The 26,881-nt window shown below is 59.2% G+C and carries 21 protein-coding genes and 1 tRNA gene; 8 read left to right on the top strand and 14 right to left on the bottom strand.

The window, feature by feature from the left end; translation table 11 throughout:
- Positions 1–50 precede the first annotated feature (50 nt).
- Genes L0U79_RS06495 through L0U79_RS06480 form a run of 4 tightly spaced genes read left to right on the top strand, consistent with a single transcriptional unit; the run spans position 51 to position 6,859 of the window.
- A complete protein-coding gene (locus L0U79_RS06495) occupies positions 51–2,651 on the top strand; it encodes a glycoside hydrolase family 3 C-terminal domain-containing protein (RefSeq protein WP_233843849.1) in 2,601 nt (866 codons plus the stop codon).
- A 12-nt stretch (positions 2,652–2,663) separates the two neighbouring features.
- Positions 2,664–3,707: a sugar kinase gene (locus L0U79_RS06490; RefSeq protein ID WP_233841064.1), complete on the top strand. Its 1,044-nt coding sequence runs from the start codon at positions 2,664–2,666 to the stop codon at positions 3,705–3,707.
- A complete protein-coding gene (locus L0U79_RS06485) occupies positions 3,707–5,221 on the top strand; it encodes a mannitol dehydrogenase family protein (RefSeq protein ID WP_233841063.1) in 1,515 nt (504 codons plus the stop codon). Before L0U79_RS06490 ends, L0U79_RS06485 begins: the two co-directional genes overlap by 1 nt.
- Positions 5,222–5,242: 21 nt before the next feature.
- Positions 5,243–6,859 (top strand): DUF5597 domain-containing protein, encoded by a 1,617-nt coding sequence (locus tag L0U79_RS06480; protein WP_233841062.1) that lies wholly within the window; start codon positions 5,243–5,245, stop codon positions 6,857–6,859.
- Between the two features lie 57 nt (positions 6,860–6,916).
- Here L0U79_RS06480 and uxaC read toward each other — a convergent pair whose 3' ends face one another.
- Both uxaC and L0U79_RS06470 read right to left on the bottom strand, forming a co-directional pair.
- On the bottom strand, positions 6,917–8,326 hold the full coding sequence (gene uxaC / locus L0U79_RS06475) for a glucuronate isomerase (protein ID WP_233841061.1): 1,410 nt from the start codon (positions 8,324–8,326) through the stop codon (positions 6,917–6,919).
- 96 nt (positions 8,327–8,422) lie between these two features.
- Positions 8,423–9,697 carry an MFS transporter gene (locus tag L0U79_RS06470; RefSeq protein ID WP_233841060.1) on the bottom strand — a complete coding sequence of 425 codons (1,275 nt, stop codon included), beginning with the start codon at positions 9,695–9,697 and terminating at the stop codon, positions 8,423–8,425.
- 460 nt (positions 9,698–10,157) lie between these two features.
- Here L0U79_RS06470 and L0U79_RS06465 point away from each other — a divergent pair, with 460 nt between their 5' ends.
- From L0U79_RS06465 to L0U79_RS06450, 4 genes are all read left to right on the top strand, one after another.
- Positions 10,158–13,064, top strand: a complete 2,907-nt coding sequence (locus L0U79_RS06465) for a TonB-dependent receptor (protein WP_233841059.1) — start codon at positions 10,158–10,160, stop codon at positions 13,062–13,064.
- Between the two features lie 131 nt (positions 13,065–13,195).
- Positions 13,196–14,680, top strand: a complete 1,485-nt coding sequence (locus L0U79_RS06460) for an MFS transporter (protein ID WP_233841058.1) — start codon at positions 13,196–13,198, stop codon at positions 14,678–14,680.
- A gap of 31 nt (positions 14,681–14,711) precedes the next feature.
- Positions 14,712–15,728: a glycoside hydrolase family 43 protein gene (locus L0U79_RS06455; RefSeq protein WP_233841057.1), complete on the top strand. Its 1,017-nt coding sequence runs from the start codon at positions 14,712–14,714 to the stop codon at positions 15,726–15,728.
- Between the two features lies 1 nt (position 15,729).
- A complete protein-coding gene (locus L0U79_RS06450; RefSeq protein ID WP_233841056.1) occupies positions 15,730–16,560 on the top strand; it encodes an aldose epimerase in 831 nt (276 codons plus the stop codon).
- A gap of 71 nt (positions 16,561–16,631) precedes the next feature.
- On the opposite strand, the gene L0U79_RS06445 is transcribed toward L0U79_RS06450, so the two are convergent.
- From L0U79_RS06445 to L0U79_RS06390, 12 genes are all read right to left on the bottom strand, one after another.
- Positions 16,632–16,707: transfer RNA gene (locus tag L0U79_RS06445), tRNA-Lys, on the bottom strand.
- Between the two features lie 74 nt (positions 16,708–16,781).
- On the bottom strand, positions 16,782–17,462 hold the full coding sequence (gene queC, locus L0U79_RS06440; protein ID WP_233841055.1) for a 7-cyano-7-deazaguanine synthase QueC: 681 nt from the start codon (positions 17,460–17,462) through the stop codon (positions 16,782–16,784).
- 248 nt (positions 17,463–17,710) lie between these two features.
- Complete coding sequence (queE, locus tag L0U79_RS06435; RefSeq protein WP_233841054.1) at positions 17,711–18,409, bottom strand: 7-carboxy-7-deazaguanine synthase QueE; 699 nt, start codon at positions 18,407–18,409, stop codon at positions 17,711–17,713.
- Between the two features lie 4 nt (positions 18,410–18,413).
- Positions 18,414–19,259, bottom strand: a complete 846-nt coding sequence (gene ybgF / locus L0U79_RS06430; RefSeq protein WP_345778450.1) for a tol-pal system protein YbgF — start codon at positions 19,257–19,259, stop codon at positions 18,414–18,416.
- Positions 19,260–19,261: 2 nt separating this feature from the next.
- On the bottom strand, positions 19,262–19,768 hold the full coding sequence (gene pal, locus L0U79_RS06425; protein ID WP_233841052.1) for a peptidoglycan-associated lipoprotein Pal: 507 nt from the start codon (positions 19,766–19,768) through the stop codon (positions 19,262–19,264).
- Positions 19,769–20,020: 252 nt separating this feature from the next.
- Positions 20,021–21,340, bottom strand: a complete 1,320-nt coding sequence (gene tolB, locus L0U79_RS06420; RefSeq protein ID WP_233841051.1) for a Tol-Pal system beta propeller repeat protein TolB — start codon at positions 21,338–21,340, stop codon at positions 20,021–20,023.
- Between the two features lie 10 nt (positions 21,341–21,350).
- Entirely contained in the window at positions 21,351–22,289 is a 939-nt protein-coding gene (gene tolA, locus L0U79_RS06415) for a cell envelope integrity protein TolA (protein WP_233841050.1), read from the bottom strand.
- A complete protein-coding gene (gene tolR / locus L0U79_RS06410; RefSeq protein WP_233841049.1) occupies positions 22,276–22,722 on the bottom strand; it encodes a protein TolR in 447 nt (148 codons plus the stop codon). Before tolR ends, tolA begins: the two co-directional genes overlap by 14 nt.
- 13 nt (positions 22,723–22,735) lie before the next feature.
- The gene (gene tolQ, locus L0U79_RS06405; RefSeq protein WP_233841048.1) at positions 22,736–23,419 is read right to left on the bottom strand and encodes a protein TolQ; all 684 of its coding nucleotides are present in this window, start codon (positions 23,417–23,419) and stop codon (positions 22,736–22,738) included.
- A gap of 64 nt (positions 23,420–23,483) precedes the next feature.
- On the bottom strand, positions 23,484–23,897 hold the full coding sequence (gene ybgC, locus L0U79_RS06400) for a tol-pal system-associated acyl-CoA thioesterase (protein WP_233841047.1): 414 nt from the start codon (positions 23,895–23,897) through the stop codon (positions 23,484–23,486).
- Positions 23,890–24,936 (bottom strand): Holliday junction branch migration DNA helicase RuvB, encoded by a 1,047-nt coding sequence (gene ruvB, locus L0U79_RS06395; protein ID WP_233841046.1) that lies wholly within the window; start codon positions 24,934–24,936, stop codon positions 23,890–23,892. Before ruvB ends, ybgC begins: the two co-directional genes overlap by 8 nt.
- Before the next feature lie 56 nt (positions 24,937–24,992).
- Positions 24,993–26,843, bottom strand: coding sequence for a potassium transporter Kup (locus L0U79_RS06390; RefSeq protein ID WP_233843848.1), 1,851 nt, complete (start codon positions 26,841–26,843; stop codon positions 24,993–24,995).
- Positions 26,844–26,881: the final 38 nt, after the last annotated feature.

The following is a 26,881-nucleotide window of genomic DNA, read 5'->3' as shown; positions in this document are numbered from 1 at the left end:
CGCTGCGCTTCAAAACGCTTATCGCCACATTGGCGCTCACCACAGTTGCGCTGCCAGTATGGTCGCAGACGGAGATCTACAAGGACCCTGGCCACAGCTTTAAAGATCGCGCTGCCGACTTGGTGTCGCGCATGACGCTCGAAGAAAAAGTATCGCAAATGCAAAACAATGCACCTGCGATTCCCCGCTTAGGTATTCCGGCTTACGATTGGTGGGACGAAGGTTTGCACGGTGTCGCGCGCGCCGGGCAAGCCACCGTATTTCCACAAGCGATCGGCTTGTCCGCCACCTTCGACACCGCGTTGATGAGCAATGTCGCGACCGCCATCAGCGACGAGGCACGCGCCAAAAACAGCGAGTTTCTCCGGCACGGCATGCATGAACGCTACGAAGGTCTAACCTTTTGGTCCCCCAACATCAATATCTTCCGTGACCCACGTTGGGGGCGAGGCCAGGAAACCTACGGCGAAGATCCTTTTCTCACGTCGCGCATGGGCGTAACTTTTGTTCGTGGGATGCAGGGTAACGATCCCAAGTACCGCAAGCTCGACGCCACAGCTAAGCACTTTGCCGTACATAGCGGCCCGGAGTCGGAACGCCATCAATTCGATGTGCATCCCAGCGATCGCGATCTTTACGAAACTTACCTGCCTGCCTTCCAGGCGTTGGTGCAAGAGGGTCATGTCGATGCTGTAATGGGCGCTTATAACCGAGTGAATGGCGAATCGGCATCGGCCAGCCACGTGTTGCTGCAAGACGTCTTGCGCAAGCAATGGGGCTTCAACGGCTACGTGGTCTCCGACTGCGATGCGGTCGAAGACATCTACCTGCATCACAAAATCGTACAGACCGCCGAACAAGCTGCGGCTTTGGCCGTCAAGAACGGCGATGACCTCGATTGCGGCAAGACATACAGCGCCTTGGTCGCCGCCGTGCACGACGGCCTGATCAGCGAAAGCGACATCGACCATTCGGTTGAACGGTTGATGTTCGCGCGCTTCCGCCTTGGTATGTTCGATTCGCCGGAACACGTGCGTTGGGCGCAAATTCCGTACGCGGTAAATCAGTCGCCTGCGCACGACAAGCTGGCGCGCCGTGCGGCGCAAGAATCGATCGTACTACTGAAGAACGACGGTGTTCTGCCGCTGTCACGCAACGTGCACCGCATCGCGGTGATCGGCCCGACGGCAGACGATGTCTCCGCGCTGTTGGGCAACTACCATGGGACACCGGCTGCGCCGGTCACGATTCTGCAAGGCATTCGTGAAGCCGCTCCCGGCGCAGAAATCGCGTACGCGCGCGGTGCCGATCTGGTCGAAGGTATGAGCGGGCCCGGCGATGCTTCGTTAGTCGCATCGAACTATCTGCGCCCGGCGGCGAACGCAACCGAGCATGGTCTCAAGGCGGAGTATTTTTCTGGCACCGATTTCATCGGCTCCCCTGTGTTGACCCGTACGGACTCGCAAATCAGTTTCAACTGGGATCACAGCACGCCCACAGACGATATGGTGCTTCGTGGCGAATTTCCTGCAAGTAAGGCGCTCGCCAATAACGATTTCAGCGTGCGCTGGAGCGGACAACTTTTGCCGCCGGCGTCCGGTCGGTATGCGTTGAGCGATGCCGCCAGCAATGGGTACCGCTTGTATGTCGACAACCGTTTGGTGCTGGATGCATGGAATACCGGCGCCAATTCGGAGCCACACAAGGCGGTGATCGATCTGGAGGCCGGCAAGGCCTACGACATTCGCCTCGAATACGCGAAAAACAATCGCAACAACGATGTGCGATTGGCTTGGCGACTGCCTCATGCCAAAGCGCCTTTGGACGAAGCATTGGATGTAGCCCGCAACGCCGACGTTGTGATCTTTGTGGGCGGACTCACCAGCGAGTTGGAAGGCGAGGAAATGAAGGTCAACTATCCGGGCTTCGCCGGTGGCGACCGTACCGATCTTCGCTTGCCGGCCACCCAGGAAAAATTACTGGAAGCGCTGCACGCCACCGGCAAACCCGTTGTGATGGTGCTTACCACCGGATCGGCGCTCGCCATCGATTGGGCCAAGCAGCACATCCCCGCTATTTTGGTGGCTTGGTATCCGGGACAACGCGGTGGCAATGCGGTTGCCGATGCGCTCTTTGGCGTCTCCGATCCGGCGGGTCGCTTGCCCATCACTTTCTATAAGGCGGACGAAAAGCTTCCGTCTTTCGACGACTACAACATGGAAGGTCGCACGTACCGGTATTTCAAAGGCGAGCCGCTTTATCCATTCGGATATGGCTTGTCGTATACCCAATTTGCATATTCCGATCTCCAGCTTGATCGAAACGCGGTCAGCGCGCACGATCACGTCAAGATCAGCATGAAGCTTAAGAACATCGGCCATCGCGCGGGCGACGAAGTAGTTCAGCTGTACCTGCGCCCTCTGCATGCTCCGCATTCGCGCGTCAACAAGGAGTTGCGCGGTTTTCAGCGCGTGACGTTGCAGCCAGGCGAAGAACGAAGCGTGTCCTTTGATATTTCCCCGGCCGTCGATCTCAGATACTACGACGATCAGCGCCATGCGTATGCGGTCGATCCCGGGAGCTACCAAGTGCAGATCGGCTCGTCGAGCGCCGATATTCATTTGACGAAGGACCTCGTCGTTCAGGACTGACGGAGGAAGGCGATGCATAACGAACCGCGCAAAAACACGCCCCGTATTCGCATCGCCTTCTTTGGCGAACTGCTGATGCGGTTGTCGCCGCCCGGCAATGAGCTACCGTTTCAATCCCCTCGCTTCGACGTGCATTTTGGCGGCGCGGAAGCGAATGTCGCCGCATCGCTCGCGATCCTTGGGCACGACAGCGCGATGATCAGCGCGCTGCCAGATAACGCACTCGGGCGCGCATGCGCCGGCGAGTTGCATCGTCATGGCGTGGATACCAGCAGCCTTCGCTACACGGGAGGTCGCATGGGCATCTACTTCCTGTCGCCGGGCGCCATGCACCGTCCGTCCGAAGTGCTCTACGATCGCGCAAACTCCGTATTCGCATGCACCTCTGCGGATTCTTACGATTGGCCTCGGCTGCTTACAGGCGCACAGTGGCTGCACCTTTCAGGCATCAACCTTGCGCTTGGCGAATCGACGGCGCAGGCGGCTTTGAACGCCGTTCGCGCCGCACGCGCCGCCGGGCTATCGGTTTCATTCGATTGCAACTACCGCAGCAAGCTTTGGGGATCGCGCTCGCCGCAGGCACCCGCCCTGATTCGCGATGTGGCCGGGCAAGCCGATCTGATCTTTGGCAACGATCGCGATATCGCCTTGATGCTTGGCCTGGAATTTACCCACACCAACGCGCCTGAACGCTTTCGCGCCGCAGCGGAAGCGGCCCTAGACGCGTGGCCGCGACTTCGTCGCTTGGCAGCGACGGAGCGCCATCTTCGCAATGTCGACGATCAAGACATCTTTGGCATGATGGCGACACGCGAGCGTCTATGGATAACCAAGCCGCACACGCTCACGCATATTGTCGACCGCATCGGCGGCGGCGATGCCTTTGCCGCAGGGCTTTTGCATGGCCTGTTTCAGCAAATGACCGACGAGGCTGCGCTCGAATTTGCGATGGCCGCCGCCTGCCTTAAACACTCCGTGCCAGGCGATGTGAATCTGCTGCGCGAAAGCGACATGCTTTCATTTCTTGCGCAAGACGGTTTCGAGGTAAAGCGTTGATGTCTGGAAACGTCAACCATAAAGAGCGCCTATCTCGGGCAACGCTCGCTCAGGCGCCGACATCGGTAACCACGCCCGCGTACGACCCAGCCCAAACACGCATCGGTATCGTGCATATCGGCGTTGGCGCATTTCATCGCGCACATCAAGCCGCTTATGTCGACAACTTGCTGAGTGAACATCCAGATTGGGCGATCTGCGGCGTTTCCCTGCATAGCGTCGAAGTGCGCGATGCACTGCAACCGCAAGACGGCCTTTACAGCTTACTGTTGCTTGGCCAGGAGACGCAGCTGCGCGTGATCGGTTCGATTCGCGAACTGTTGTGTGCGCGCGAACAACAAGCCGACGTCTTGGCGCGGCTCGCCGATCCTGCCGTACGACTGGTGACGTTGACGATTACCGAAAAGGGCTATTGCCTTTCGGGTGACGATTTGGATGTCGCCCATACCGATATCGCACACGATCTAGCGTCGCCGAATACGCCACGCAGCGCCATTGGCTACGTCACAGCAGGCTTGCGCATGCGACGGCAGCTAGGAAGCGCACCCTTCACTGTATTGAGTTGCGACAATCTCGCCGGCAATGGCCATCGCCTACGTGCCGCGGTGCTTCAATATGCGCAACGCATCGATGCGGCGCTGGCCACTTGGATCGAGGCTCATGTCGCATTCCCCTGCTCGATGGTCGACAGTATTACGCCAGCGTCAGACGATGCACTGCGCGAACGCGTTCATGCCCAACTCGGCTATCTCGATGTATGGCCGATTCAGCGCGAGACCTATACGCAGTGGGTGATCGAAAATCGCTTCTGCAACGATCGTCCGCCGTTCGAGCGCGTCGGCGCGACGATGAGCGACGATATCGCGGGCTACGATCGTGCGAAGCTTCGTCTTCTCAACGGCGCGCATTCCACGTTGGCCTATCTCGGTTCGCTGATGAACATCGAGACAGTTGTCGATGCGATGAGCGAGCCGTTGCTTGCTCGCTTTGTCGAACGGTTGATGCGCGACGCCATCGCACCGGCCATCGCGCTGCCCGCCGATATGGACGCCGACGCTTATATCGACGCCATTTTGAAGCGCTTTCGCAATCCGACGATCCGACACCGCCTCTCGCAGATTGCCTGGGATGGATCGCAAAAGTTGCCGGTCCGCTTGCTCAGCACGATCGCCGATGCGCTTGCCTTAGATCTGCCGATACGCACGCTGTGCATTTCGATAGCGGCCTGGATGCATTTTGTGCGTCGGCAAGCTCACGCAGGCGTCGCGCTGATCGATCCTTTGAACGAGGAACTTTCCACGGTCGGCCGAGCGTGCAAGGGTGGTACAGCGGCGGATGTCGAGGCTTTCTTGAAACTCACTGCCGTTTTTGCGCTGCTCGCCGACGACAGGCGGTTCACCCACGCGCTGCAGGACGCGTACCTGGCACTTGGTGATGGAACTCCCGCTTCGATCGCACGCGCGCTTGCTGTGGCAAATAACGCATCACCCACACCACTCCCGTCCAATGGTTAACGAAGGTCTCAAGGGCAAAGCATGAAGATGAAGCGCTTGCTGGTCGGGATAGGTTTGATCGCGCTGCTCGCCGCGTCTGCCTATGGCGCGGAGTTGCCCGCCGTGCGATTGGAACATGGCGCCAGCCAATTGATCGTACACGGCCAACCGTTCCTTGCACTGGGAGGCGAACTCGGCAATTCCTCGGCGGGAACGGAAGCACAGGCGGATGCCATCCTGCCTCGCCTGGCTGCCATGCACGTGAACACGGTGCTTATGCCCGTCGCATGGGACCAGTTGGAACCCACAGAGGGTACCTACGACTTCCGTATCCTCGACCATTGGATCGCTACGGCGCGCGCGAACAACATTCATCTTGTGCTGCTGTGGTTTGGCAGCTGGAAAAATGCGTTCTCCAATTACGCGCCGGCCTGGGTGAAAGCGGATACCGCGCGTTTTCCGCGCGCACGCGCCATCGATGGCGCGCCGCTGGATATCCTGTCCACGTTCGGTGCGGAAACACTTCGCCTGGATAGCCGCGCCTTTTCCGCGCTGATGGCGCGTGTGCGCAAAGTCGATTTGCAGCAAACCGTATTGATGGTGCAGGTGGAAAACGAAGTGGGCTACCTCGGCGATCGCAGGGATCGATCCACCGAAGCCGATCGCGCGTTCAACGAAGCCGTCCCGTCCTCGCTCGTGCAGGCCTTATTGGCAAAACGCAACGCATGGACGCCCGAACTCGCCGCCCACTTTCACCCGGAAGGCCATACATGGAAAGAAGTCTTCGGCGATGCGGCGGACGAAGCCTTTATGACATGGCGCTACGCCACCTACATCGACGCTGTCGCGCAAGCAGGCAAAGCGCAGTACTCGCTCCCGATGTACGTCAACACGCAGCTTCCTGCGCCGGCGGAACGCGCGGGCGAGTATCCAAGCGGCGGATCGTATCCATCGTTTCAGCAGATCTATCGTGCGGCTGCACCGCATATCGATTTCTACTCGCCGGATATTTACTGGCCGGAGTTTGCGTACTGGGTGCAGCGTTATCAGACCCTGGACAATCCCGTTTTTGTCCCGGAGGCGAAGATCGAAAGCGCACCGTATAACGCCTTGTACGCCTATGGCGAAGCGAAGGCGTTCGGCTTTTGTCCGTTCGGCATCGACAGCCTGCGCCCTCCGACCAGCGACAAAGATGCCACGCCGCTTGTCATGCAGGTCTACGGCGCATTGAATCAGCTTGGCGCGCTTCTTCCACAGGCTCAGCTGGACGGGCGTACGCGCGGGCTGGTTCTGCATGCTTCGAGCCCGCGACCAACTCAGACAGTTTCCCTGGGCGGTTATCTGTTCGAGGCCACATTGTCGCGATCGTGGCCTCAAAAAACACTGTTGAGCGACGACGGCGCCGTGCTCGTGCTCGAATCCAAACCGGATGAGTTCTATATCGTCGGCAGCGGCCTGACGGTGTCCATCACGCGCGATTCCGATGTCGATGACCGCGTGGCCGGTATCGCCAGCATCGAAGAAGTTTCTAAATTAGGCGCCGGCTGGAAGGTTCTGCGCAGATTAAACGGCGATCAGAGCAATCAAGGAAGACAGCTCTCGATGGACCCGCATGAGATGCGAATTTATCGCGTGCGGCTTTACGCAATCGCTCGTTAGTGGGTCATCGCGCGACGTGCCCTTCCACGCAATCCAACGCGAGAAAAGGTAAGACCGTTAGAGTTTGTATGCCCTCTTCGGCAAGTTGTACGCGAGGTCCACCGCGAGTTCGGCGGCCTCGTCTTCGTCCAGCCGATGCTCGGCCACCAGCTTGGCGAGGAACGCGCAATCGATACGCCGCGCGACATCGTGACGCGCAGGAATCGATAGGAACGCGCGCGTGTCGTCGTTGAAGCCAACAGTGTTGTAGAAGCCGGCGCTCGCCAACGTGCATTCGCGAAAGCGCCACATCCCTTCCGGCGCATCGTGAAACCACCATGCCGGCCCGAGATACAACGACGGATAGTGCCCCGCCAGCGGCGCAAGTTCGCGGCTGTACGTGCTTTCGTCCAGCGTGAATACGATGAGCTTGAAGTTCGGTTCGTTGCCGAATCGATCCAGCAGCGGCTTCAGTGCATGAACGTATTCCGTGCGCATCGGAATATCGGCGCCTTTGTCGCGACCGTAGCGCTCGAACAACGGGTAATTGTGATTGCGAAAGCATCCAGGATGAATTTGCATCACCAAGCCGTCATCCATGCTCATGGCCGCCATTTCCGTGAGTACTTGCGCACGAAACAGTTCGGCTTCTTGCGTGGTTGCGTTGCCATGCACCACTTTGTCGAATAGTTTGGCGGCTTCCACTTTGGAGAGATTTGCGGTTGCCGCCGTCAGATGTCCATGATCGGTGGATGTCGCGCCCGCTTTCGCAAAGAACGTGCGGCGTTGCCGATGCGCCTTTAGATAGCCGTTCCAGGTGTAAACATCTTCCCCAGTGATCTCGCCGAATGCTTGAAGTGCGGATGGAAACCGCTCGTGCTCCGGATCGACCACCGGATCTGGGCGGTACGCGGTGATCACGCGCCCTTTCCAACCGCTTGCGCGGATAGCTGCATGATGTTGCAGCGGATCGAGCGGCGACTCGGTCGTGGCGATTACTTCGATGTTGAACCGTTCGAACAACGCGCGCGGGCGGAATTCGGGCCGCTGCAACGCTTCGGTGATGTGATCGAAATACGTGTCGGCGGTCGACGCATCCAGGCGCACGCGCAAACCGAATACGTCGTGGAATACATGATTCAGCCACATGGACGACGGCGTACCGCGAAACAGATGAAAATTCTCGGCAAAAACGCGCCACGCTTCGCGCGGTTCGACGTTTGCGCGCGAGCCGTCGCGCCGCGGAATGCCTAATGCATCCAGCGATACGCCATGGCTATAGAGCATGCGGAATACATAGTGATCCGGAACCAGCAACAACTCCGTCGCGTTCGCGAACGGAAGGTTTTCCGCAAACCACGATGGATCGGTATGCCCGTGCGGACTGATGATCGGCAACGCCGCAACATGCGCGTATAAGCGCCGGGCGATCCCACGCTGCGTCGCGTCGCTTGAAAAAAGGCGGTCGTCGTGAAGCGTCAAAGCCATCGATCCGGTGTTCATATCTTGAATAGACTTTTTTGTGTGGAGTGCAACGAGATAAGGCGTCGTACGGATCAAACGTGCGCCGCCATCATGACGGCTTTACTGTCTCATTCCTGCACCGTCGAGGCGAGCGGGCTCCAGACGCGGAACCAACATGTGAATCACAACCAGGGCGACGAGATACGCAGAACCCGCCATCAGGAACACAGGTACGTAGCTCCCTGTGTATTGCAAGAGAAGCCCAACGACCGTCGCGATCAGCATACCGCCCACGGCGCCGGCAAACCCGCCCATTCCCACGACCGACGCCACCGCGCGGCGCGGAAACATATCGGAAGCCAGCGTATAGACATTGGCCGACCAGCCTTGATGTCCTGCCGTGGCCAAGCCGATAAGCGCGACGGCAAGCCACAAGTTGTTCGCCTTCGCGGCGAACGCGACGGGAATCACCATCAGCGCGCAGGTCAGCATGGCGCCTTTGCGCGCGCGATTGACGGTCCATCCGCGTTTGATCAACCTTCCCGCGAACCAACCTCCAGCGATGCTGCCGACATCGGCGAGCATAAAGATCGAGATCAACGGCATGCCGAGGCCCATCAAAGTAAGCCCATATTGGTCATGCAGAAATTTCGGCAGCCAAAAGAGAAAGAACCACCAAATGGGATCGGTGATGAATTTCGCAGCGACCATCGCCCACGCCTGTCGATAACGAAGCAATTGAGACCACGGAATGCGAACCGCAGCGGCGGATGGTTCTTCATCGATATAGGCACGTTCGGCGGCCGATAGTTTGGGCTGACGATCCGGCGTTCGGTACGTCAGCAGCCATCCCGTTACCCACAGAGCGCTTAACACGCCTGTGAACAGAAACGCCGATTGCCATCCCCATCGGAAAGCGACGAAGGGAACCACCAGCGGCGCGACCACCGCGCCGACGTTCGAGCCGGAATTGAAAATGCCCGCCGCCAGCGCCCGCTCTCGTTGCGGAAACCATTCGGCGACGGCTTTGACCGCGGCGGGAAAATTTCCTGATTCGCCAAGCCCCAGCACGAAGCGCGCAACGGCGAAACTGGTAACGCCTGAAGCAAGCGAATGAGCCATGGCGGCGAGGCTCCAAATACCGATCGCCAACGCATAGCCGATGCGCGTGCCGAATCGATCGATAACCGCGCCGGCGCTGAGCAACCCTATCGCGTAGGCGGCCTGAAATGCTGTGACGATGTAACTGTAGTCGAGCTCGGTCCACCCCATTTTTTGCTGGAGAAATGGCGCGAGCACACCCAGTACTTGACGATCAATGTAGTTGATCGTCGTTGCCGCCAGCAGCATGGCGCATACGCGCCAGCGATAATTACCCACGTTGGTCATCGACATCGCAGCATCGTTGGTTCGACTGATCTGATCCATATCACATACAGGCCTTTTGACGTTTTGGCCTATTCCCCCCGGCCGTGGTCGACATTGACGCCGCGCGTTGCTCTCCAAGCCTTGAAGCGTGGACTCCCACGCGTCACATCTGCGTGCGCCCTCTGCAAGATATTGGTAGCGCTACCATTATCACAAGCTTAAATCCAAAAGCTATATCGGCCTATTTCGGTACGGAGACCAGTCCCCTTTCGTTCTTGTTCTATAGCGGATTTATCGGTCTTTTTCGAAAAACAGGAGAGAAGACCAATTTCATGCTGCCCTGCAGCGTGCGCCGTCAAAATGTTAGCGCTACCGTTGCTCGGGCCTAAATCAGAGGGTCCCTGGGAAGGCGTCGCGCTCTAAGACCGAAGGGCCTTGGGTTCGAAGAGGGACTACCTAATTCATAAAAAAGTGGGAGGGGAAGAAGGTGCAGACTCCAGGTGCAAGAACGTTGCTGTCCCATGCTTTAACGCTTGCTTTGCTTGGCGCGGCCGGTATGGCCCAAGCGCAAGATCCAGCTCAGCCACAAACCTCGCAGCAGAATCAAACAACGCCGCAGTCGTCGTCGAATTCGCAGGATCAGAACACGCAAGCACCGTCCAAGACACAGGCCAAGCAGCTCGGCGCAGTGAACGTCAGCGGCGGTTATCGCAGCAGTATCGAATTCTCGACGCAGGCCAAGCGTGACGCGACCAATGTGGTCGACACGGTTTACGCCGAAGACATCGGCAAGTTTCCCGACCTGAACATCGCCGAATCGCTGAACCGCGTGCCGGGCGTGCAGTTGACACGCGACGTAGACGGCGAAGGCATGAACATCCAGATTCGCGGTCTGGGCACGGATTTCACCAAGATTCTGCTTAATGGCGATCAAATCGCCGTGGCCTCCGCCGGTACGCTGAACTCGCAGAACCAGAATCGCGAAGTCGATCTCGATCTGCTCCCCACCGAATTCTTCACCCAGCTGACGGTAAACAAAACACCGCAAGCGGGAATGACCGAAGGCGGCGTGGCGGGCGTAGTGGACATGCGCACCACGCGTCCGTTCGACAACCCCGGTACGCATCTCACCTATTCCGCGCAAGGTACGTATGACTCCATCGGCGGCAATATCAAGCCGCGTGGCGCGCTGATCGGCAGTTGGACCAACGACTCGAATACGTTCGGCGCCTTGATCGGCTTGCAATCGTCGCGCAGCGATTACGACGTGCGCGGCTTCGAAACGATCGGTTGGACCACGCCGCAGCTGAGTGCAGCGCAGTGCGGAAACACCGCAGGCCATTGCAGCCCTTCCGGTGGCAGCTGGTTTATCCCCGGCACCGTACCCGCTGGCGCAGGCGCAGGGTTGACGGCCGGTCAGACGATCAACAATGCGTGGTTGCTGGCCAACAATCCCGGTTTGAACACACAACAAGTCGCCAACGCGCTGATTCCGCGATTGGCGCGCAATGCGTATGTCCAAGGCACCAATGATCACCAGTCGGCCTTGATGTCGTTGGAGTTCCGTCCGGACGAGCGCGCGCATTTCTATCTGGACACGCTATTTTCCAAGCAGGAACGCGATTTCAACCGCCTCGACATGGATCTGATCGGCCGCAACGGCGCCATGATCCCGACCAATATGCAGGTGGATCAGAACAACGTCGTCACCAGCGCCACATTCGCGAATGCGCAGTACTTTCTGGAAGCGCGTCCGTACGAAGAACACGTGAAGTTCTACAACATCAATCCGGGTGGCGAATTGCTGTTCGGCAGCGATGAGAACATCAAGCTGGATTTCCAGGGCTATTCGCAGCGTAGCTGGTATCTCAACCAGGCGCCGTCGATCCTGGTCAGCTCGCCGCTTGGCCAAGGCATCACGGTCAATTACAAGAATGCCGGCGGCAACTACCCCACCATCACGCCGAGCGCAAACCTCAACGATCCGAACCTCGGCTGGGGTTACTACCGCGTCAACGTGCAGAACGAATCGCGCGTCACCGACAACAAAGGCACGCGCGAAGATTTGCAGTTCGGCAGCGACGACAACAACCTCCGCGTCGGCATCGCCTACGACGATATCGCGCGCCAGATCACGGCGTTCGACAACAGCACGGCGTGGGGTAACGCGGTGCAGTCCACCGTCACGCCCGGCACGTGGGGACAATATCTGTCGCCGGGACCGGACGGTTTCATTGCAGTGAACTATCCGGCGTTGATGAACGCCACCAATTACGGTTACTACAACGCCACTGCGCCGCTGTCGACGGCCGCATCCAGCGGCGCGAATACGGCGAACATCGAAGAAAGCAGCTGGGCTTGGTATGTGGAAGGCAACGGCAAGTTCGACCTGTGGGGGCGAGATTTGCGCGTCAACGGCGGCGTGCGCCATGCGTACACCGATCAAACCGTGTCCGGTCCGTCGAATTTTGGCGGCCAGCTTCAGTACGTCACACTGAAGCACGCTTACGGGTATTACTTGCCATCGTTCAACCTGGCCTACAACGCGGCGGACGATATCGTTCTGCGCTTGGCGGCGTCGCGTTCGATGACTCGCCCCGATCCAAGCGCGATGGTGCCGGATATCAACTTCAGCGATCCGTCGGCGGAAACCGCCACGCAGGGCAACCCGAAGCTGGCGCCATATCTCGCCACCAACCTCGACTTCGGCGGCGAGTGGTACACGGGCAATGAAGGTTATGTGGGCCTGGATCTGTTCGGTAAGCGCATCACCGGCTTTACCGTCAACGGCGTCAACCTGATTCCCTTTACGCAGTTGGGCGTTCCCTATGCGACGCTGACGCCGCAGCAACAGGCGGCGATCAACCAACGCGGCGGCCCGAACGCGGCGCTGGTGCAAGTTCAGCAGCAGGTCAATGCCGACGGTACGCTGTTTATCAAAGGCGCGGAAGCGACGTGGGTGCAGCCGCTGGACTTCCTCTACAAAGGGTTGGGTCTGCAAGCCAATTACACGCTGGTTTCCCAGCGCAATATCGGCAGCGGCATACCGGCGCAAGCGGTTGGCATCTCACCGCACACCTATAACCTCACCGGCTATTGGGAGGGTTATGGCGCAACGGTTCGCTTGTCGTACGTGTGGAATTCGGCGCAGATCAGCTCGACGGCAAATCAGAACGGCTTGCCGTTCGCGCAGATCAAATCCGATGCGCGCGGCCAGCTCGACTTGTCCGCCAGCTACGAGTTCGCGCATCTGCCGTCGAAACCAATGGTCACGCTCAACTTCATCAACATGACGAAGGCAGGGTTGCGGCAAACGCTTACCTATAGCAACGCCACGTATACCTACTACGATCCGGGCTACACGATTCTGCTCGGTGTGCGCGGCAGCTTCTAAGCGCATCATGCACGCGTGATTTACCCGCGGCCCATCCGGTTCCCCGAGCCGGATGGGCTGTTTTTTATCCGGCCCGTGTTAGATGGCCGCGATACCATTCCACTGTCTGACCTCGGCCACGGCAAGCGCGCATGAACGGTACTTCTCAAACGCTCTCGATCACGGAAAAAGTCGGCTACGCGCTGGGCGATCTTGCCGCCAACCTGATTTTTCAGACACTAGTGACGTTCCTCGCATTCTTTTATACCGACGTATTCCAGATTCCTGCCGCAACGGCGGCGACCGTCATCTTTGTCGTAGGCATACTTGGCGCATTTGTATTTACACCGATCATCGGATTGGTGGCCGATCGCACGCATACTCGCTGGGGCAAGTTTCGGCCATGGGTGCTGTGGACGGCGCTCCCCTTCGGTGCGCTCTCGCTGCTGGCCTTCAGTACGCCGTCGCTGACTGGTCAGGCAAAAGTGACGTATGCCTTCGCAACGTATTCGCTGTTGGTGCTGGTCTACGTGGCGAACAACCTGCCATACGCCGCATTGAGCGGCGTGCTCACCGGCAGCATGGCGGAGCGCAACAGCCTTTCTTCCTACCGCTTTGTGGCGGTGATGGTGGCGCAGTTCATTATTCAGGTGCTGTTGCTGCCGCTGGTGTTGATCCTCGGCAACGGCGACAAGGCGCTTGGCTTTCACAACACGATGACGGTGTTCGCCATCATCGGCACCGTATTTTTCTTGATAACGTTCTTCACGACCAAAGAACGCATCGTGCCGACGCACGAACAGAAATCCAGCGTGCGCGACGACCTCGCCGACCTGGCGAGAAATCGACCGTGGTTGATCATGCTGAGCGTCACGGTGCTGCTGTTTATCAATCTCGCGCTCAAGGGCGGGATGTACATCTATTACTTCAAGTACTACCTGAGCGAAACGCAGCTCGCGACGTTTCTCCAAACCATCGGCTTCAATCGCTTTATCGCAGGGTTGAATAGAATATTGGTCGGCATCGGCCTTACCAATTTCCAATGGCCCAAGGATGCGCCGACGTCGGCATTCAGCCTGTTCAATGCGCTCGGCATCATCTTTATGATTGTGGGCATCGGCTTCTCCAAACGATTGGCCGATCGATTCGGAAAACGCGACGTATTTGCCGGCGCGCTGTTCGTTTCGACGCTCTTTCTGCTGGATTTCTATTTCTTCTCGCCGAACGCCATCGGCTTTGTGGTGATGTCTTATATCTGCCACGGGTTTTTCTACGGCATCACGATACCGCTGCTATGGGCAATGACAGCCGATGTGGCGGACTATTCGGAATGGAAGAATCGGCGGCGCGCCACGGCCATCATTTTCTCCGCCATGCTTTGCGGGCTGAAAATCGGCCTGAGCGTCGGTGGCGCCCTTGTCGCAGGCATTCTGGCTTATTACGGTTACCACGCCGATGCGGCCGCGCAATCGCCGGATGCCGTCAACGGGATTCGGCTCACGGTCAGCGTATTGTGCTCCCTACCCTTTCTCGTGGCCGTCGTGCTGATGTGTTTGTATGAAATCAACAAGCCGATGGAATTGCATATCGAGCAAGAACTCGGTGCGCGCCGCCTTGAGGCCAGCGCGGCTTCGTGATCCCAAACGCCATACGGAACGATTGACCGCAATGTCCAACGAAACTGCAGACCTCGATCTATCGTCCTTGGCGACGCGCGCTATTTCAAGGCCACTGGTAACGCATATCTACACCGCCGATCCTTCTGCACACGTGTTCGACGGCGCGATTTATATCTATCCCTCGCACGACATCGAAGGCGGCGTGCCGTTCAACGACAATGGCGATCACTTCTGCATGGAGGACTACCACGTCTTCCGCATGGCGTCGCCCGATAGCGAGGCCGTCGATTGCGGCGTCGCACTGCATGTGAAAGACATCCCGTGGGCAGCGCGACAGGTGTGGGCGCCGGATGCGGCCTGCAAAAATGGGCGCTACTACCTCTACTTTCCGGCCAAACGCGCCGATGGCATCTTTCAGATTGGCGTAGCGGTATCAGATCGCCCGGAAGGGCCGTTCGCGCCGGAGCCAGAAGCGATTCGCGGCAGCTATTCCATCGATCCTGCCGTTTATGCCGACGACGATGGCGCGTTCTATATGTATTTCGGTGGCATTTGGGGCGGCCAGTTGCAGAAATACCGCGATAACACCTACGCGGCAGCGTATGAAGAACCGTGCGCCGACGAACCTGCATTAGGGCCGCGCGTGGCGAAACTCAGCGACGATATGAAGCAGTTCGCCGAGACACCGCGCGAAATCGTGATCCTGGACGAGAACGGACAGCCGCTACTCGCTGGCGACAATCAACGTCGCTATTTCGAAGGGCCGTGGATGCACCGGTATCAAGGCAAGTACTACTTGTCTTACTCCACCGGCGACACGCACTTGCTTTGCTACGCGATCGGCGACAACCCTTATGGCCCCTTTACCTATCAAGGGCAGATCCTGACCGAGGTCGTCGGCTGGACCACGCATCACTCCATTTGCGAAGTCGACGGTCGGTGGTATTTGTTCTATCACGACGCGATATTGTCGGGCGGCGTGACGCATCTGCGCTCAATCAAGATGACGGAGCTGCACTATGACGAACGCGGAAGCATTCTGACGCTTCACCCCTATGGAAAATAACGTGCACGACACGACGCCGCCACGCGATAGCGCGCAAAATCCGCTGGAGCCCGGCCCGATTATTCGGATCGCGCACGGTGCGCTCGCCGTCGACATCGCCCCTGCAGCGGGCGGCCGCATTGCGCAGATCACCTTCGACCAACACGCGTGGCTGATCGGTCACAGCGCCGGGCACGAAGCCATGATCGCTTGGGGAAGCTATCCGATGCTTCCTTGGGCGGGACGCATACGCCATGGGCGATTCCGTTTCCAGGGTCACGACTATCGGCTTCCCATCAATCTCGGCGATCACGCGATTCACGGCGTCGCACTCGATGCGTCATGGCACGTCGATGCGCGATCGCACACGAGCGTCGCGCTTTCGTTGCAGTTGCCCGAAGACGAGCGCTGGCCGTTCGGCGGTATCGCTCGCCAGCTTATCGAGGTCGGCGAGCGGCGATTGCGGATGGTGCTGACACTCAGCGCGGGCAAGCATGCGATGCCTGCGACGATCGGATGGCATCCCTGGTTTCGGAAGCCGGATCGTATCGATTTCGCTCCTGACTATGTCTATCCGCGCGACGCGGAAGGCATCGCCACGCTTCCTTTGGCGCCACCGCCTGCTGGTCCGTGGGACGATTGTTTTCTCAACACCAAGCCCGTGATGCTCTATCGCAATGGACAACAGGTTCGCCTGACGTCAGATTGCGATCATTGGGTGGTGTACGACGAAACCTCTCACGCGACGTGCGTCGAACCGCAAAGCGGTCCGCCGGATGCCTTCAATCTTGTTCCGTCGGCGACGATCGCGGCGGCCGAGTCCCTCTCCGCGTGGTTTTTGATGGAGTGGTAGTTCATCGATACGCACTGCTTTTGAGCGGCGCAAAAAAAAGGACTTGCACAAAGCAAGTCCTTTTTCACTATTGGTGGGCCGTGACAGATTCGAACTGTCGACCAACGGATTAAAAGTCCGCTGCTCTACCGACTGAGCTAACGGCCCGTAAAAAAGTGAGCTGACAATTTTATGGCTTGGCGGCTCGCGATACAACCCGCGAATGGGACTTTCTGATCAATTCAGGCATATCGGGTGGGGTCGGGCAAACCCGCCTGACGAAATCCCTGCTCACGCAAACGGCAGGCGTCGCAATGACCACAGGCGCGGCCCTCGGCATCGGCCTGATAGCAGCTGACGGTGGCGGCGAAGTCCACGCCCAATCGATGGCCTTCGCGCGCGATGTCGGCTTTGCTCATGGCCATCAGCGGCGCATGAATGCGGATACCGGCGCCTTCCACGCCCGCCTTGGTCGCCACATTGGCAAGCGTCTCGAAGGCTTCGATAAACGCCGGACGGCAATCCGGATAGCCGGAATAGTCCACCGCATTGACGCCGCACCAGATGTCGGTGGAGCCGAGCACCTCGGCCCAACCCAACGCAATCGACAGCATGATGGTGTTGCGCGCCGGTACGTAAGTGATGGGAATGCCTTCACCGCCCTGCTCCGGAACGTCGATATCGGCCGTGAGCGCGGAGCCGCCGATCGAACGCAGATCGACATGCACCGTTTTATGTCTGACGGCGCCGAGCATATGTGCGACGCGCTCAGCGGCTTCCAGCTCGGAACTGTGCCGTTGACCGTAAGCCACGCTCAGTGCGTAAACCTGATAACCCTGTTCGCGCGCGATGGCGATGGTCACGGCCGAATCCATGCCCCCGGAAACGAGGACGACGGCTTTGCGGGGTGTAGAACCTGACATGGTGATTTCCAAGTACCGAAGAACGGCCGGTCACCGGCCGGAAGCGCTGCCGGCGACACAGGCCGAGGCGCATGGTTTTCGCTTTCTATCGTCATTCCGGCGAAGGCCGGGATCCAGTCGAATACGTCGTGCGAAGCACACAAAACCTTTTATATGCCGTGTGCTTCGCACGTCACTTTTTACTGGATCCCGGCCTTCGCAGGGATGACGTTGAGGCAAGCTCGTGCATAACGCACGGAGCGACGTGTTCAATGCCCCGGCGCATCATTCCACAGCAGCTTGTGCAGCTGCAGTTGAAAACGCACCGGCAACTTGTCTTCGATAATCCACTCGGCCAACGCGCGCGGCTCAATGGCGCCGTGCACGGGCGAGAACAGCACCATGCATTTCCGATCGATGCCATGCTCGACCACGACGCCGCGCGCCCATTCGTAATCGGCGCGGCTGGCGATCACGATCTTGACCTGATCCTGCGCAAGCAGATGATCGAGATTGGACCAAAGATTGCGCGCGAGCTCGCCCGAATCGGGCGCTTTCAGATCCATCACTTTGCGCACGCGCGGATCGACGGTTGAAACATCCAGCGCGCCGGAGGTCTCCAGCGATACGTCGTAACCGAGATCGCACAGTTTGCGCAGCAATATCAGGCATCGCTTCTGCGCGAGCGGCTCGCCGCCGGTGACGCAAACGTGCTTGGCGCCATGCGCGGCGACCTCGGCGAGGATATCGTCGATATCGCGCCAGTTACCGCCGTAGAACGAATACTCCGTATCGCACCACACGCAGCGCAACGGGCAACCGGTCAGGCGAACGAAGACGGTGCGCCAGCCGATTGCATCAGCCTCGCCCTGAATCGAATGGAAGATCTCGGTGATGCGCAAACGTTCGGCCGCCGAAGAAGCCGAGGTGGTCGTTTCCACGCTCGCCGAATTACTGCTCACCGCCATACCCTTAACGAGACGGCTGCGACAGTCGACGCAGACGCTCCTGAGCAAGCTTGGCCGCGTTCGAATTGGGGTACTTGGCGACGACCGATTTCAGGGTCGCGACGCCGGCGTCCTTCTGCTTCATTTCCAACTGGCTGTAGCCAAGCTTGAGCGTCGCGTCGGCGATCTTGTCGCTTTGCGGATACTGGCTCAGCAGATGTTTGAACGCCTCCACGGCAACTTGATAGTTGGTGGTGGCGTAGTACGACTCGCCCAGCCAATAGAACGCATTGGGTGTCAGCGACTCGTTGGGATATTTCTGGATGAACTCGCGAAAACCGCGCGAAGAGGCTACATAGTCGCCTGCTCGCAACGATTTGAATGCGGCGTTATACGCGGCAAGCGCGGCCGCTTTTTGCGCGGGCGACTCGGCTGGCGCGGCTGGTGCCGATGCTGCGGCGGCAGGTGCGTTGTTGGTCGCGGGCGGTGTCGCGGTGCTCGCGGCAGCCGGAGCCGGCGCTGTGCCGGACGACGCCGGATTGCCATTGGCGCCCTTTTCGAGGCGGCCGACGCGACTGTCCAAATCCGTGTACTGCGCTTTGCTCTGATCCTGCAGTTGCTGGACCTGATGCTGTAACTCTTCGATCTGCCCTTGCATCTGCTGCATCGTCGACTGCATCTGCTGCAGCTGATTGAGCTGATCGACTTTGTTCTGGCCTTGATTCTGCTGTTGCTGCTCGAGGCGGGCAACGCGATCGGAAAGGCTCATGGGCGAACTTTGCGCATGCACAGGCGCCACAAACAGCAAGGCGGACGCCAAGGCGCCCGCCATGCTGAGATTGGCCGTGAAACGATGAGCCAATCGAACCACCATTAGGTCGCCGTGTAGACGATCTCAACGCGACGGTTCTTGCTCCAGCAATCTTCGTTGTGCTCGCGGCACACCGGCTTTTCTTTGCCGTAGCTGATCACGTTGACCTGGCTGGCCGAACCGCCGTTCGCCTGCAGCGCGCTGGACACGGCATTGCCGCGGCGCTCGCCCAGACCCAGGTTGTATTCACGCGTGCCGCGCTCGTCGGCATTGCCTTCCAGACGCATGCGGGCCGTCGGGACGTCCTGCAGGAACTTGGCATGGCACTGCATGATCTGCTGGAACTCCGGCTTCACTTCGTCCTTGTCGAAGTCGAAGTAAACAACGCGCTGCTTCAGGCAGGCGTCGGTGTCGAGGTCAGCGGCGGTGTACTTGCCGGTGCCCTGCTGGGCGGGAGCGGTCGTGGTTTCCTGCTGCTGTTGCGGCGGGGTCTTCACTTCCTTCTTGGTACAAGCAGCCGCGCCCACGCAAAGCAGGGCGACCAGGGCGATACGAACGGTCTTATTCATGGTGACGTTCCTTCAAACGGGTTTGATTTCCGACAGTCAATGACGATTGCGGTTACGGGACAGCCATCGCCGGTGAACCGGCTGTTGTATTTATTTATTACTTCTTCGACTTCAGCCACGCATTGTACTGCAGAGGCCTATAAAACAGACATGGCAAACCGCCACGCCATCAAGCCCGGAGCATTGGCCATGTTCCGGACCCTTTTCGGGCTGCCTGGCTGCATCCCCTAGGTTCGCAGCCAGACCCAGATTTTACTTCGTGCGATAAGGTCCCCAGGCCGGTTCGCGAACATCGCCATCGGCGAGCGCCAGGCGCTGCCTGACCATGCCATCGCTGGAAACGGCATACAGCACATCGCGAGACCCATCGACGGCGGCGTAGATCAACATACTGGCGTTCGGCGCGAAGCTTGGCGATTCGTCGATCGGACCGGGCGAGATGAAGCGCACCTGCCCTCCGAGGCTCTGGTCCGTAATGGCGATACGATACACGTTCCCGTTTGCCTGCACCATGGCAATTTGCTTACCGTCGAAGCTGACGGAAGCATCCAAATTTTGCTGGCCTTGGAAGCTGACGCGATCGGGCGTGCCGCCGCCGGCGGAAACCCGGTAGATCTGCGGACGGCCGGAACGGTCGGAGGTGAAGTAGATGCTCTGGCCATCCGGCGACCACACCGGCTCGGTGTTGATCGCCAGGCTACGGGTCAGGCGGGTTTCCTGACGGCCGGCCAGGTCCATCACGTAGATCTCGGGATTGCCCGTGTAGGACAGCGAAATAGCAAGCTTGGTGCCATCGGGCGACCAGGCCGGCGCGCCGTTGATGCCCTTCGCGCGACCGGAAATAAGCTGACGCGCGCCTGTAGTGATGTTCTGGATGTAGATGGCCGAATTGCCGCTCTCGAAAGAAACGTACGCAATGCGGGTGCCGTCGGGCGACCACTTCGGCGAAAGCAATGCTTCGTGCGAACGCGCCACCACCTGCGGGTTGTAGCCATCCGAATCGGCCACGATCAACGAATAGGTCGCATTGTTGCCGCTGCCGACCATCGTGACGTAAGCGATGCGCGTCCAAAACGCGCCGCGCACGCCGGTGATCTGCTGATAGATGGCGTCGGCGACTTGGTGCGCGACATTGCGCAGATCGCTCACCGGCGCAGGCGGCATCGCGCTACCCAGCAGGCGCTGCTGACGATTGACGTCCCACAGTTCGTATTCGACCGTCACCATGCCGTTGCCGGCATCTTTGATGCGGCCGATGACGATGTAATCCTGCTTCAGCAAGCGCCACGTGGCGAACTTGATGTCCGAACCCTGGCTCGGCTGTTCGACGATTTCGCTGACCGCCAACGAGCGGAATTTGCCGCAACGATTGAGATCGTTGCGAATCACGTCCGCCACGTCGGTCGGCATTGGCGCGCCGGTTTGAGCGAACGGCACCACCACGACCGGCGTCGCCGACTTGATGCCGCCGACGACCTGCACGCTCAAGGTCTGTGCAGAGACAGGGCCAACGACCAAAGCGGCCATCAGCAGTAAGGAAAAGGTGATCAGTGATCGGAATGATTTGCGCATAGTTACTGGCTCACTGCGGAGTGAAGATGACATCAATTTCACGCGCGAACACGCTTTCAAAGCCTTTGTACGGCAATGGCTGAGCGCGCAACGCAGCGTCTTCGACGGATTTCTTTCCAGCAGCGTCATAAGGGCAACTGGACGAAGCCTTGGCGCTCATCACATTGCCCCCTGGAAGCTGCACGATATGGACCACGCAGGGTGCGTTCGGCATGTTATCCGGCCTGATCCAATTCTGCGTGACGGCGTTCTGAATCGCCGCGCGGTACTGGTCCAGCAAGGTGCTCTTGCCGTTGTTGCCGGTCTGCCGCTGGTCGGCATTGGGCAGGTTCTCCAGGCCGTTCGCCTTCGCATTCTGCAAATCGGCAAGCTGCTGTTTAGCCTGCTTGGCCTTGTTGTCGAGCTTTTGCGTCTGCGACGAAGCGGCATCCAGCTGCTTGAACAGCTGATCCACTTTTTCCTGTTCGGCTTTCTTTTTGGCCGCCTGGGCGTCCAAATCGGCCTGGCGCTGACGTTCTTTCTCTTCTTGCAGCTTCTTGGCGTCTTCGGCCTTTTGCGCTGCGTCTTGCACCACGCGCTCCTGATCGACGACATCCGGATGTTCCGGCGGCGGCGGCAACTGGCTCACCTTGGGCTGCTCGATTTGTGGCGGCGTGGGCGGCGGCACCGACGGCGGCGGCGGCACGGTGTTCGGAATCGGCTTCACTTTTTCCGATTTGGGTGGAGGTGCGGCGGTATTGCCGATCAACGTGGCCTCGATCACCGGACCGCTGAGCTGCATCGGCGGTGGCGTACACGTGATCGGATTGGGCAAATGCAGGGCCGTCAAAAACGCCTCGTACGACGAGCACGAGAGCATCGCCAGAAACAGGAATGCCACGATACCCAAATGGAGAACGGCCGATAGGACGACCGCTAGGGGTGTGCCCTTGGTGTTACGGTCGTCCATTCGGTTTGCCCGTCTCCGGCGCACTCATCAAGCCGACCTTGGCCACGCCGGCTTGCTGCAGCAAGGCCAGCACCTGATACACGCCGTCGTATTTGCCGTCGCGATCGCCTGCGACCAGCACGCTGACATCCGGGTTCTCTTTGACGAACGCGCCGACTTTTACTTTCAGCGCATCCGCTTCGATGGGTTCTTTTTTGGTGTTGCCCAAGGTCAGATACATATGACCCTGGTCGTCCACCGACACGATCACCGGCTCTTTCTTGTCCTGCAGCGACTTGGCGTTGGCTTGCGGCAGGTTGACGTCGACATTGGCATTGAGCATGGGCGCCGTCACCATAAAGATGATCAACAGCACCAGCATCACGTCGATGTAGGGAACGACGTTGATTTCCGATTTGAGTTTGAGGCGCTTATGGCGCGCGGAAGTACGCATGGTCGCGGCCTCCTCAGTTCGTATCGTCGATTTGGATCTGACGCTGCAGCACGGAGGAGAATTCTTCCTGGAACACTTCGTAGCGCGAAGCGACGCGCTCGACTTTGTTCGCGTAGCGGTTGTACGCCCACACCGCAGGAATCGCGGCGAACAGACCCATCGCGGTGGCGATCAGCGCTTCGGAAATATGCGGCGCCACCACGGCGATGGTGACGTCCTTCATTTCGCCCAGGCCCTGGAAGGCGCCCATGATGCCCCACACCGTACCGAACAGACCCACGTACGGGCTGATCGAACCGACGTTGGCGAGAAATTCCAGATTGCGCTCGAGCGAGCCGATTTCCTTGGTGCCGGCCACGCGCATCGCGCGCTCGGAGCCTTCGATCACAGTGGGCATATCCGTACCGCGACGCTGACGCTGACGCACGAATTCGCGGAAGCCCGATTCGAAGATGTTCTCCATGCCGCCGCTTTCGCCGCCGTTGCTCACCTCGCGGAACAGCTGCGCCAGATCCGCGCCGGACCAGAAACGCTCCTCGAAGGATTCGGCGTTCGTCATCGCGGCTTTGAGCTGCGAGTACTTGCGGATGATGATCACCCAGGACAGAAACGAGAGCACCAGCAACACCAGCATCACCAGTTGTACTGGCAAGCTCGCGCTCGCGACGATCTCAAAAACGTTCAATCCACCGTTCATGGCTTTGGGGTTCTCCGCCGCTCAGGGCTATTTTCAAAATACTTAGGTCAGACCGGGGGGACGATCACTTCAGATCGATCCGGCCGGCAATCTCGTTCGGAATTCGGGCGGGCTGCATTCGTTTCAAATCCACGCACGCCGCACGTACTTGCGCCTGGATCAGGGTGGCGCCGTCCGCCCGAGTAATCGCCTGCGCGAAAAGAATACTGGCTGAACGACACTCTTTGACTTCCACCGTTACCGTCAGTTCATCGTCCAGCAGGGCGGGCTTGAGGAAGTCGATCTCCATCCGGTGGACCATAAAAGCCAGCCCAGTCGCCTGTTTGAACGCCATCTGGTCCACGCCGAGCTGGCGCAGCCATTCCGAACGGGCGCGCTCGAGGAAGCGCAGATAGCTGGCGTGATACACCACGCCGCCGGCATCGGTGTCTTCCCAGTAGACGCGCACCGGCCAGGTGAAGCGCTCCGTGCTAGACATCTTGATCGCTACCGAACAAATCGGCCGCCTGCGGTTGCCGCGGCGGCGGCGTCAGGCCGAGATGTCGCCATGCTTTGGCGCTCGCCATGCGGCCGCGGGCCGTGCGCACGAGAAAACCTTGCTGGATCAGATACGGTTCGACCACGTCTTCGAGCGTGCCGCGGTCTTCGCTCAACGCAGCGGCCAGCGATTCGACGCCGACTGGGCCACCGTCGAAATTTTCGATGATGGTGGCGAGCAGACGACGATCGAGTTCGTCGAAACCCTCGGCATCGACCTTGAGCATGTCCATCGCCGCGTTCGCGGCCTGATGGTTGATATGCCCGCCTGCCCGCACCTCGGCGTAATCGCGCACGCGGCGCAAAAGACGATTGGCGATACGCGGCGTGCCGCGCGCGCGACGCGCGATTTCCTGGGCGCCGTCCAAATCACAGGCGATATTGAGAATGCGCGCCGAGCGACGCACGATCGCCGTCAGCTCGTCGGGCGAATAAAACTCCAATCGCTGCACGATGCCGAAGCGATCGCGCAACGGCGCCGTGAGCAGACCGGCGCGCGTGGTGGCTCCGATCAGCGTAAACGGCGGTAGATCCAGCTTGATCGAACGCGCCGCAGGGCCTTCGCCGATCATGATGTCGATCTGGAAATCCTCCATCGCCGGATAGAGCACTTCCTCGACCACCGGCGAAAGCCGATGGATTTCGTCGACGAACAGCACGTCGTTCTTTTCGAGATTGGTAAGCAGCGCCGCGAGATCGCCTGCGCGCTCCAGCACCGGTCCCGAGGTGGAACGCACGTTGACGCCCAGCTCGTTGGCGATCACATGGCTCAACGTGGTCTTGCCCAGGCCGGGCGGTCCGAAGATCAGCACATGGTCCAGCGCACCGCCGCGCTTCTTCGCCGCTTCGATATAGATCGACAACTGCTCGCGCACCGCCTGCTGACCGAGATATTCGGTCAGGCGCTTGGGACGAATCGACGCTTCCAGAGCTTCGTCGTCGAGTTGCGCGGCAGCGGTGATGATGCGGTGTTCGGACATGTGGGGATTATGGCTGAGAGCGAGGGTTTAGGGACGAATCGCTCGCCCCTGTCGCATCAAATTTCCACCTGCGTCCCCAGCTCGATCAGCCGGTTGCCGGGAATCTGGAAAAACGCCGTCGCCGGCAGCGCATTGCGCGACATAAAGGCAAACAGGCGATCTCGCCACAAGGCCATGCCCGGGCGGCGTTTATCGGCAACGATATTCTCGCGCGACAGGAAGAAAGTGGTATCCATCAGATCGAACGGCAAACCGCTCTTCGCGCACTTGGACAGCGCATACGGAATGTTCGGATCTTCGGCAAAACCGAAGCGCAATTCCAAACCGTAGAAAAAGCCGTCCATTTGCGTGAGATGAATGCGCTCTTCCGCTTCGGCAAAAGGTGTATCGAGAATTTCCACCGTCAGCATCACATTGCGCTCGTGCAGCACTTTGTTGTGCTTGAGGTTGTGCAGCAAGGCATGCGGCACCGCGTTCTGATTGGCGGTAAGGAACACCGCCGTGCCGGGAACGCGCAGCGGCGGATGCTCGGTGATGTTTTCGATAAAGGGCTTCAACGCCAGGCCACCCTGCTTGATCTCGCGCACCACCAGTTCGCGGCCACGACGCCATGTGGTCATCACGGCGAACACGCCGAGGCCAAGCACCAAGGGGAACCAGCCACCCGCCTCGACTTTAAGCAGATTGGCGCCGAAGAACGACAGATCGATCGCCAACATGCAGACGCCCACCAAAAACACCAATGGAAGACTCCATTTCCACTGATGATGCGCGACGAACAGCGCCAAGATGGTGGTGATGCTCATGGTGCCGGTCACGGCGATGCCGTACGCGGCGCTCAACGCATCGGAGCTGCCGAAACCCACCACGGCAGCAAGCACCATCACCAGCAAAAAGCTGTTGATCCACGGCACGAAAATCTGCCCCGACATCTCACGCGAGGTATGCACCACCGGCATGCGCATGGAGTAACCGAGCGACATCGCTTCGCGCGTCATCGAAAACGCGCCGGAAATCACCGCTTGCGAAGCGATCACCGTGGCGGCCGTCGCCAAGCCGATCATCGGGTACAGGAACACCGATGGCACCGCCTTGAAGAACGGGTTGTCGATGGCGTGCGGATCGCGCAACAGCAACGCACCCTGCCCAAAATAATTGAGCAGCAGCGCCGGCAGAATGAAGTAGAACCACGCAAGACGAATCGGCTGCTTGCCGAAATGCCCCATATCCGCATACAGCGCTTCGGCGCCTGTCAGCGACAACACGACACCGCCAAGCGCGACAAATGCGCCCCAACCGTGATGCGTGAAAAAGTGCAAGCCGTATTGCGGCAAGACGGCATACAACACGCTCGGGTCTTGTAGCACGTTGTATACACCGATCAGCGCAATGACGATAAACCAAACCACCATCACCGGCCCGAACAGCTTGCCCACGCGATCCGTGCCGTGTCTTTGCAACGCAAACAGAAAAAACAAAATAACGGCGCTGAACGGCATCACCCAATGCCCCAATCCCGGCGCAGCAACCTTCACGCCCTCCACCGCCGACAATACGGAAATGGCCGGCGTAATCACGCCATCGCCGTAAAACAACGCCGCGCCGAAAATGCCGATGATCGCCAACAGCCAGCGTAGACGCGGCTGCTTGCTGACACCGCGCAAGGCCAACGCCATCAGAGCCATGATGCCGCCCTCGCCTTTGTTGTCGGCGCGCATCACGAACATCAAATACTTCAGCGAAACCACGATGATCTGCGCCCAGAAGATCAACGACAGCACACCATAGATGCCGTCGGGCGACGGCATTTTGCCTTCGTAACTCAGCGTGGTTTGCAACGTATACAGCGGGCTGGTGCCGATATCGCCGTAAACCACGCCGATCGCGCCGAGCGCCAAGGCGGCCATTCGTTTCTTGCTATCGGCTTCGCTCACGCGATGGTGAA

Origin of the sequence: Dyella sp. 2HG41-7, assembly GCF_021390675.1 — a bacterium.
Classification (GTDB): Bacteria; Pseudomonadota; Gammaproteobacteria; order Xanthomonadales; family Rhodanobacteraceae; genus Dyella_B.
Note: the sequence above shows the minus strand (reverse complement) of the source record. Positions and strands in the feature narration are given on the sequence as shown.